The organism is Magnetospirillum sp. SS-4, from assembly GCF_902729425.1.
GTDB lineage: Bacteria > Pseudomonadota > Alphaproteobacteria > Rhodospirillales > Magnetospirillaceae > Phaeospirillum.
The window spans coordinates 42,525-52,222 of the sequence record NZ_CACVCH010000058.1; the positions used below are offsets into that span (position 1 = coordinate 42,525).

Consider the following 9,698-nt stretch of genomic DNA (forward strand, 5'->3'; position numbering starts at 1 on the left):
CCATCAGCCGCCCCTCTGGGCGGCTTTTCTCGTTGGAGACAGCCCATGACCAAGACCTGTGCCCTGCCGCGTGGCATCCGCCTGAACAACCCCGGCAACATCAAGGAATCGCCTGGCGACAAGACTCAATGGCAGGGCGAGCGGGCCACCGACGACGATCCGGTGTTCGAGGAATTCGTCAGCCCCGAGGCCGGGATCCGGGCGCTGGCCCGCATTCTGGTCGGCTACCAGCGCCGCTACGGCCTGAACACCGTCGCCGGCATCATCAATCGCTGGGCGCCGGGCTGCGAGAACGACACCGGGTCCTACATCGCCCATGTGGCCTCCCGCCTCGGCGTGACGCCCGACCAAGCCATCGACGTCACCCGGCCGGAAGTCATGGTCGATCTGGTGGAGGCCATTATTCGTCATGAGAACGGCCAGCAGCCATACCCCAGAGAAGTGATCCTGGCCGGAATTGGCATGGGGCTGGGGAGCGCCCGACCATGAACCTGCTCGATCTCCTCGGTGATGCCGCCGCCATCGCCGCCAATCCCATTGTAGGGCTGGCCAAGGTGGCGCTGGAGGTGGCACCGGACATCGCCAGCCTGTTCGGCGACGATGCCGAGAAGGCCGTCGGCAAACTGGCCGACACCGTCCGCGCCATCACCGGCACCGACGATCCCGCCCAGGCCCGCGAGGCGCTGGCCGATCCCAATCTGGTCTTCCAGCTTCGCTCCCAGGCCCAGGCCTTCGCCCACGAGGAGCGGATGCAGCAGATAGCCAACGCCGTCACCACGCTGACCGCTACCTTGGCCGACCGTCAGAACGCCCGCGCCCGCGACAGCGAGTTCATCAAGGCCGGGCGCAGCAACACCCGCGCCAATGTCCTGCTGGTGACGGCGGGGGCTGGCATCATCGGCGGCATTGCCTTCATGGTGTTCGGCCACGTCGACGGCAACACCGCCGTCGGGGGATGCATCATCTCGGTCGTCACCCTGCTGGCAGGCAAGTTCGCCACCGCCTTCGATTTCGAGTTCGGCGGATCGGCGGATTCCGAGCAGACCCGCACCCTGCTGGCGCAGGCGCCGCCAATCGGCAAGTAAGCAATCCATATTTCGTATCGACGTGACCGGTCACGGGAGCAATCCCCGACCGGCTGCACTTTTTGTTGGTGGGCGTTATCCGAGGTCGCAGGTCTTCCCGTCGTCATCTTTGGTTGGCAGCAATCATCAGTTCCGGCTGATGACAGGGATTGGTACTTGGCACAGATCGGCACCTGAATTACCCTATGAACAGAAAAACCGTGCCAATCTCAATTGACCGGAAACAACGATTGCCCGCGACATGCGGCAGGTCGTTCCGTTGGCTCTGTCTTGAACCCGAGTAATTTGATGGAAATTAATTGTTTCTGCGACTCGGCCCGTGACGTCCAGGCAATGATGGAGAACGCTCGCGCCGTCCTCTCCTCGTCCAGTGACCCATCGCTTGTCGCGACAGCGGAAGCACACTTGGCGATCGGGGAACAATGGATCGCCAAGTGTCACCACTGCCTCATGGGACAATCCCATGGGGCACGGCCCAGTTGTGCGAAATCATCGCTTGGCCCTTGACGTTCTTCTGGTCGGCCCCAAACGGGGCAGCCGATGCCATATCACTGGGTACGGCCACTCCTGCACCAATGTATAAAGCCGCCCCGTCAGCACTTTGACCGGCCTCACGCAACGCGCTGAGAGCCGCATTTTTCGGGCAATCAAGCCGCATCACGACATGCAATCAATTCGCAATTGCCCCCCCCCGCAGAAACAAAACCACAAGACTCAAATCCCCGTCTCAGACGGGGTTGCAAATTCGGATAATGCACGTATAAGAATAACCTCAAACGGAAAATGCGTCCTGGGCTTATCCGCATCATGCAAGGTCGCCGGACGATGTCAGCTTGGCGTTAAGGGGGTAAGATATGTCGGTTAAGGCTCGGCTTTGGGCTGGTGCGTCGCTGGTCGCGATGTTGGCGTCGGGCGCTGCCAATGCGCAGGTCTATTACGATAGCGGCGCTGGTTATGCCGACCAAGGGGCTGCCCCAGGAGCGCAATCCTACAGCGGCACCAAGGTGCTGGAGATCAATACCGGATCCGGGACGGCGCCGACGACGGCAGTCTATGACGGTAACGCCACCTTCGGCGGGCAGGTGCTCAGCGCATCGGGGGCCGCCGCTCTTGCGGTGACCGGGGGTACGACGACCGTCACCATCGGCGCGACAGGAAGTCAATTGGGGGGCGTCATCGGCAATGACAGCACCGGTGCCGGCATCACGGTTTCGGGTTCGACTGCCAACCTTAGCCTGACCAACTATCGCGGCCAGATTTACGCTGGCAGCTCCAACGCCGTAGCGGTGAATTCTGGTGGCACCGTGGCCATCACTCTGGGCGGGGCAGGGACGACTGCGGGCGACTACAACGTCGATGCCAAGAATGCCTTCATCACCTACTTCGATGATGCAAATACAGGCGCGAATTCTGCCATCTACGTCAATGGCGCCACGCAATTTGATCTGACCGCGAATAAGGGGGCGCAGGTTCGCGCTGAAACCAAGACCGTCGGGAACCTGGGGACCAGCGCGGGTGCCATTGTTGTAACGGGCGCCATCACCAATGGCGGCACCATCACCCTGGGTGACAACACCCTTTTGGCCCGCACCGTCAGTGGCGCGGCCCAGAGCGGTGGGATCGCCATCGACATGTCTGGGCACACCGGCGGGGCGATGACGGTTGACATCCAGTCGGGATCGCAAGTCTACGGTGCGATCAAGCTCAGCAGCAGCGTCAACGACACCGTCAAGATCGGGGCGGCTGCCGGCGCTTTGAAGACCTCGACCTTCGACGGCAGTGTGGTGGCGGGCGGAAGCGGCGTCGGTAATGTGGTCTTCTATGGCGGTGGCGCCACGGCGGCCCCGACCGGAAATTTGGGCCAAAGCGGCACCAATTTGAATTCGGTTCAGTTGACGGGTGACGGCACCAATTGGACCACCAACAACTCGAAGATTTATGCCAACACGCTGACAATCGGCAACGGTTCTGCCAGCGATACCACGACCTTGAATCTCAGCGGCAGTTCGACCATCAGCAACGCGGTGTCGCTTTCCAACCAGAATGCCGCCTTGGTGATCACGTCCTCGTCCGCCACGCCGGTTGGCGGCGCCATCACCGCCACCAATTCCGGCTACGGCACGGTGACCATGACCGCCATTGCCGGGGGTAATTCCTTAAATGCCATCGGTGACGCGACGAACAGCATCGGCACCCTGATCCTGAAGGGGGCTGGCGGCGCGGGGAACGTAACGCTGTCCGGCGACACCTACGCCAACACCATCACCCTCAGTCAGACGACCGCCGTGTCGGTGGTGGCTAGCGGCAAGCTGGTCGGCGCGGTGACGCTGAACAACGGCTCGACCCTGACCATCAAGGATTCCTATACCGGGACCATCACCTCGGGTTCGGCCGGCACCGGCACCGTGACCTTCGACAAGACCGGCGGCGGTACAATCACGTCCGGCGGTGCCATCGGTTCGACCCGTTTGTCAAGCGTTGTGGTCGCCAACGGCACCACCCTCAGCCTGGGCCACGACCTCGCGGCGACTGGAATCAGCGCCAACGGCACCATCAACCAGACCGCCGGCACTATGACCGCCAATGCCGGCAGCGGTACGGTGGCCATCGCCGCAGCTCAAACCTTGACCCAGTCGGGAAGCGCGAAGATCATCGGCAACGTCACCTTGGCCGACGCCGATTCCAAGCTGACCCTGGGTACCGGCAGCGGCGGCAACGCCGTGGTCGGCACCATCAACGGCGCCACGGCCAGCGGCCAGGGCGATCTGGTGTTCAACGGCAGCACCGCCGTCGGCGGCATCATCGGCGGCACCAATCCGCTTGACACCATCAAGGTGCAGTCCGGCACCGTCACCTCGGCCTACAACATCTCGTCGGCCAACGGCACCACCATCGATTCCGGCACCACTCTGTCCATGTCGGGAACATCGGTCTTGGCCGGGGCCGTCAGCAACAGCGGCACCTTCACCACCACCGGCACCGCCAACGGGCTGGTCACCAACAATTCCGGCGGCATCGTCAACGTCAATGCCGGCACCCTTAGCGGCGGCTTGGCCAACACCGGTACCGTGAACCTCTATTCCGGCAGCACCCTGTCGGGTACCACCACCAACAATGCCGCCGGCACCATCAACCTGTTGACCGGCAACAGCACCGTGTCGGCCAACATCACCAACAACGGCACCTTGGACCTGTCCCAGTACAAACTGACGGTGAATACCGGCAGCGCCTTGACCTTGGGTGACGGTTCGACCATCAAGACCACCATCGCGGCAAATGGCGGAACGTCGACAGCAACGGCGGGGAGCTCTCTTGGTTATCTGTCTCTTGCCGATGCACCGACACAGAATGCGGGAACTGTCACCATTACCCCCACCAAGGGCAGTGGCGTAACCATTCAAACCAACACCTACTACCTGTTGGCCGATGCACCGGATGGTTATACTTGGGATACCAGCAAGTTTTCCGCCAGCAATACTGGCGGCATCACTTGGACCCTGGTCAAGGATGACGCCACCGGCAATCTCTATCTGAAGGCGGCGACCGCGACGACCGAGGGGTTGTCCTCCAATGCAGGGGCTGCCGTCAATGTCGTGAATAATTATACCGGCAGCAGCACCGCAATGACATCGCTGGCCAATGCAATTCAGGGCCTGACCACCACGGCGGAAAGCGAAAAGGCCGGTCAGCAACTGGCCCCTTCGCTCAACGGCGCGGCGATCCAGGGCGCGACTAATGCCGGCACCCAAGTTTCCAACGTCCTGTTCGCCCGTCTCGATGATAATCGCACGGCTGTGGCCTCACGCTCGGGCGGCACCGGCATCGCCTCGGGTGAGGTTCGTCGTGGTGCCGAGGCCTGGGTCCAGGCGTTTGGCAGCGCCTTCGATCAGGGGCAACGCCAAGGGGTCGATGGCTATGACGGCACCACCATCGGTCTGGCCGGGGGGGTCGAGGCCGGTGTGGCCCGGAACGTGACCGTTGGCGCCTCCTTCGCCTATGCCTCTACCGATCTTTCCGACAAGGGCAACCGCTCGGGCAATTCCACCGACATCGACAGCTATGTGGGCAGCCTGTATGGCACCTATCAGGGCAGCCCATGGTTCGTGGATGTCTCCGCTTCGTACGGGCGACACAACAACCACACGACCCGCGTGGTTTCGATCGGCGCCGTGAATGAACGCCCGACAGCGGATTATTGGAGCACCCAATACAGCGCGAAGGTGGTCGCCGGCTACCCGATCAACGTCAAGGGGGCGGTCGTGACACCGTCGCTCGGCGTCATCGGTACTATCCTGTCCACCGAAGCCTATAGCGAAAGCGGCGCCGCATCGACCGCGCTGAACGTCGACGAACAAAGCTACTACCAATATGGCAGTGTCTTGGGGCTGAAAGTCGCCCATGACTTCACGGATGGTCGGTCGAAATACACGCCTGAACTGCGTGCTTCTTGGACACATGACTTCCGTGCGTCGACCATGAACAGCAATTCTTCGTTCTCCGCCGACAATTCGGTCCGCTTCGGCACCACAGGTCTCGAACCTGACCGGAACGCCTACCAAGTAGGCGGCGGCTTGTCCTATGTGTACGACGAAATCTACACCGTCTCCGGGCGGTATTCCTATGATTGGCGGGAGGCGTATGGCTCCCATACCGGACAACTGGAAGCTCGGATCAAGTTTTGATCACTTTCAGTTGCACTCACGTCATTTAAATGCATTTCAGGAGGGGTAAATGGGTCGTTCGTCTTCGGTGTCTACGCCGCCCACAGTCCAATCGGTCACCGCAAATGCTGGCGTCTACACGACGGATAGCACCATTACCCTAACGGTCGCATTCAGTGAAAACATCACCGCGACCACGACTACCGGCAGTTACTTGCTGCTGTCCATCGACGGGCAAACCGTTCAGGCACAGTTGTCGGCGACGGCGACCGACGTCAACACACTGACCTATACCGTTTCCGGTTCGTCGATTTCCGGTCTGCTGGACAGCGACGGAACCATCAGCGTCGCCGGCCTCAGCTTCACGGCCGGAACACTGAAGTCGGCGGGTTCCTCCGGTCTTGACGCCTCCACTGTTGCCGCCATGAATGTGACCCCCTCCGGCGGCAGCAGCATCTATGTCGATGGCTTGCAGGCCCAGATCGTCTCGGTTGATACCCCTGTCGCCGGCAGCTATGGCGAGCCGGACCACCTTGATTTTGTCGTCAACTTCAACCAAACGGCCACCAAGACTGGATCGCCCCAACTACAGCTAAATATCGGCGGCGCCACTTATTACGCCGATTATTACTCTGGCGACGGAACGTCGGCCGTTACCTTCCGCTGGGAAGTCCCTGACGCCTCCTCCATCTCCACCAGCTCGGTTTCCGTCACCGGGCTTTATTATGCCACCGGTTCCGATTACCTGAGCGGCAGCACCAGCATCAGCGGTCAAAGCTATACCGCCAATCATGTCAGCACGACGCTTGCCGGTGTTGGCTCGACGTCCAGCTTGGTCATCGACACGGTTGAGCCCGATGTTTCCGGCAATATCGCCGTCCCCAGTAACGGCAGCTACAAGGCCGACAGCACGCTGACCTTCGCCGTCACCTACGACGAAGCGGTAACGGTTACCGGCACGCCGCGCTTGATCCTGACCAACGGCGGCACCACCGTCTACGCCACTTATTCGGATTCCCAATCCACATCCACGGTGAAAAAGTTTGTCTACACCGTGCAGTCGGGCGACAACCTGGCAGGCATCACCGTCGGCGACATCGACCTCAATGGCGGCTCGATGAAAGACACCGCCAATAACGATGCCGGCACGTCGTTGACCGGCCACGGCAACGGCGCCTTGGCCTCGGTTGTCGTCGACACCACCGCTCCCACCCTGTCCAGCGCCGCCAAGCCGACGGACGGTGTATTCGCCACTGGCGGCACCCTCGACTATACGGTCACCTACGACGAAGCCGTCACCGTCAACACGACCGGCGGCACCCCCCGTATCGCGCTGAACATCGGTGGAACCACGGCCTACGCGACCTATGTTTCCGGCAGCGGAACCACGACCCTGACGTTCCGCCACACCGTGACCTCGGGTGAGCAGGACAACGACGGCGTGACCGTCACCTCCTCGTCCATCGATCTGAACGGCGGCCTGATCCGCGACACTGCCGGCAATAATGCCGCCACATCGCTGAGCGGCCAGACCCTCAGCAGCACCGGGATTATCGTCAATCCCAGCCTGCCTGAAATGGATTCTGTGTCGGCGTCCACCGATGGCCCTGTCAGCAACCTGTCCGACACCAATTACATCGATCTGACGGTGACGTTCAGTGAAGCCGTGACCATCTCCGGCAGCCCATTGCTGAATTTGACGGTCGGCAGCACGGCGGTCACAGCATCCTTGCAGTCCATCACCGATTCGACCCATGCGGTGTTCCGCTATACCGTCGTCGATGGACAGAACGATTCCGACGGTATCGCCGTTACCGGGATCAACCTGAACGGCGGCAGCATCACATCGAGCTCCAGCGGTCAGAACGCCATCTTGGTTGTGTCGGGCGGAGCTTTGGCGACCTCGACCGTCATCGATACCGCCGAACCTGTTGTCAGCAGTGTTGCCGTGCCTTCGGCAGACACCTACAGCGCCGGAGATGTGCTGACCTTCAGCGTCACCTGCAGCGAAGTGTTGACTATTTCCGGCGGGTCTCCGCAGCTGAGCCTGACCATTGGCTCGTCCGACGTGCTGGCAGACCTTGACGCTGACGCGACGGCTGCGGCTTCGACCGGCAGCAATACCGTGATGGTTTTCAAGTATACCGTCCAGGCCGGAGAGAACGACCTCGACGGAATCACCGTCAACAGCTTGGTGACCAACGGCGCCGGCATCACCGATGATGCCGGAAATTCGCTGACCACTACTCTGAACAACGTGGCTGTCACCACCGGCGTGTTGGTGGATAATACCGCGCCGACCATTGATTCGGTGACCCTGCCCGACGCTGGTACCTACATTGAAGGCGACACGCTCACCTTCGTCCTGAACATGAGCGAGGCCACGACCGTCAGCGGCGGCACTGTTCTGCGGCTTGACATCGGCGGTCAGACCATCGATGCGACTCTGGCAGGCGGCAGCGGAACCGACACCCTGACCTTCGAGTATGTGATCGCGCAGGATGACGCCATTCCCACCGATCCGTCCACCATCACCGTGGTGTCGCTGACCGGCGGAACCGTGGAAGACGCGGTGGGAAATGCCGCAGATCGCACCCTTCCGACCATTGATACCACGGGGATCGAGGTCGACAAGAACGACGACCCGACCGACATTGCCCTGTCGGCCAACCAAGTGAGCGAAGCAGATGATGCTTCCGACTCGAATGTCCTCATCGGCACGCTGAGCAAGACCGACCCTGATGGCACCGGCACCTACACCTATGCGATCGCGGAAGGCGACACGGGTGAAGCCAATTTCGTCATTGTCGATGACCAATTGTACTTGAAGGCTGGGGTTGCGCTGGATTACGAGGACACCACGTCGCTGTCGGTCGCGGTGACTGTTTCCGATGGACGCGGCGGCAGCTATCGCGAAGTTATGACCGTCGATGTGACCGATGTGTCGGTTGCCGGTGCCGTAACCGACACGCCCGATCCGTCTCTTCCCGGCCCGACCCTGACGCTCACCAAGTTCGATCCGTCCGGCTTGAATGTGTTCGATCCGCAGGGATCGAATGTCACCGTGACCCTAGGCAGCGACATCACCGATAACGGTATCGCCGTCACGGTTGCCGACTTTGAAACCGCCGTGAACGTCTATGCCGCGAATATCGATGGTGTGGACAGCCTGACCCTGATCGGCGACGCCAACGACAACATCTTGGTGGGTACCTCTGGGGCCGACAACATCCTGGGCGGCAACGGCGCCGACACACTGATCGGCGGCGCCGGTGCGGACGACATCACCGGCGGCGTCGGCAACGACGTGTTCGCCGTGACCGCCTTGTCCCAGATCACCTCCGTTGATCTTTCCTCCGTCCCGGCCGATAAGGTGGCCGCGGCCGCCGCCGGAATCGACATTATCGAGGACTTCACCCAGGGCGAAGACGTCATTTCGCTGACGGGACTCGGAATCTCTCTCGCTCAATATGCGCAGGGGACGACCATTTTCTCGCAGGGTTCATCCCTGCCGAGCGACGGCCTGCGCGCCAATGAAATGTTCGTCCTGACCGGTGTGGGAACCGGTGGCGCCGACGCCATCATTCTGATCAACGACACCGGCTCCACCATCACCGACATTTCCGACGCACGCCAACTCTGGATCGTTGACGGCAGCAGCATCACCTGGGCCACCACCGATTTCGCGGACGTCGCCACCAACACGACGTTGCAGGCGATCGATGATGCTGATTTGACCGGGCTGGATTTGAGCGGGTTTAGCAGCATAGTTGTGTCCGCCGAAAAGACAGCGACGCTTTCGGCGTCAAATGTCGGCAATATCGGAACCATTTCAGGCGCTGGTGACGTTAATGTAACAAATTTGACGCAGGCAACACTTTTTAGTTCAGTTGCCCTCATGTCCGTTACTGGGTCTGTGTCTTTTGAGGGGGCTTTAAACGAGACCATCGCG

The 9,698-nt window shown here is 61.1% G+C and carries 4 protein-coding genes; all 4 read left to right on the forward strand.

Annotated elements, in window-relative coordinates; translation table 11 throughout:
- Nucleotides 1-45 precede the first annotated feature (45 nt).
- Complete coding sequence (locus MTBSS4_RS10735; protein ID WP_173983402.1) at nucleotides 46-489, forward strand: structural protein; 444 nt, start codon at nucleotides 46-48, stop codon at nucleotides 487-489.
- The gene (locus MTBSS4_RS10740) at nucleotides 486-1,085 is read left to right on the forward strand and encodes a hypothetical protein (protein WP_173983403.1); all 600 of its coding nucleotides are present in this window, start codon (nucleotides 486-488) and stop codon (nucleotides 1,083-1,085) included. Before MTBSS4_RS10735 ends, MTBSS4_RS10740 begins: the two co-directional genes overlap by 4 nt.
- Before the next feature lie 854 nt (nucleotides 1,086-1,939).
- Nucleotides 1,940-5,767: an autotransporter domain-containing protein gene (locus tag MTBSS4_RS10745; RefSeq protein WP_173983404.1), complete on the forward strand. Its 3,828-nt coding sequence runs from the start codon at nucleotides 1,940-1,942 to the stop codon at nucleotides 5,765-5,767.
- A 49-nt stretch (nucleotides 5,768-5,816) separates the two neighbouring features.
- Nucleotides 5,817-9,698, forward strand: a 3,882-nt coding sequence (locus MTBSS4_RS10750) for a beta strand repeat-containing protein (protein WP_368667776.1), incomplete at its 3' end; no start/stop codon positions are given.

Coding starts and splice junctions, on each gene's coding strand:
- MTBSS4_RS10735 (WP_173983402.1), top strand. CDS start 46: ATGACCAAGACCTGTGCCCTGCCGCGTGGCATCCGCCTGAACAACCCC.
- MTBSS4_RS10740 (WP_173983403.1), top strand. CDS start 486: ATGAACCTGCTCGATCTCCTCGGTGATGCCGCCGCCATCGCCGCCAAT.
- MTBSS4_RS10745 (WP_173983404.1), top strand. CDS start 1,940: ATGTCGGTTAAGGCTCGGCTTTGGGCTGGTGCGTCGCTGGTCGCGATG.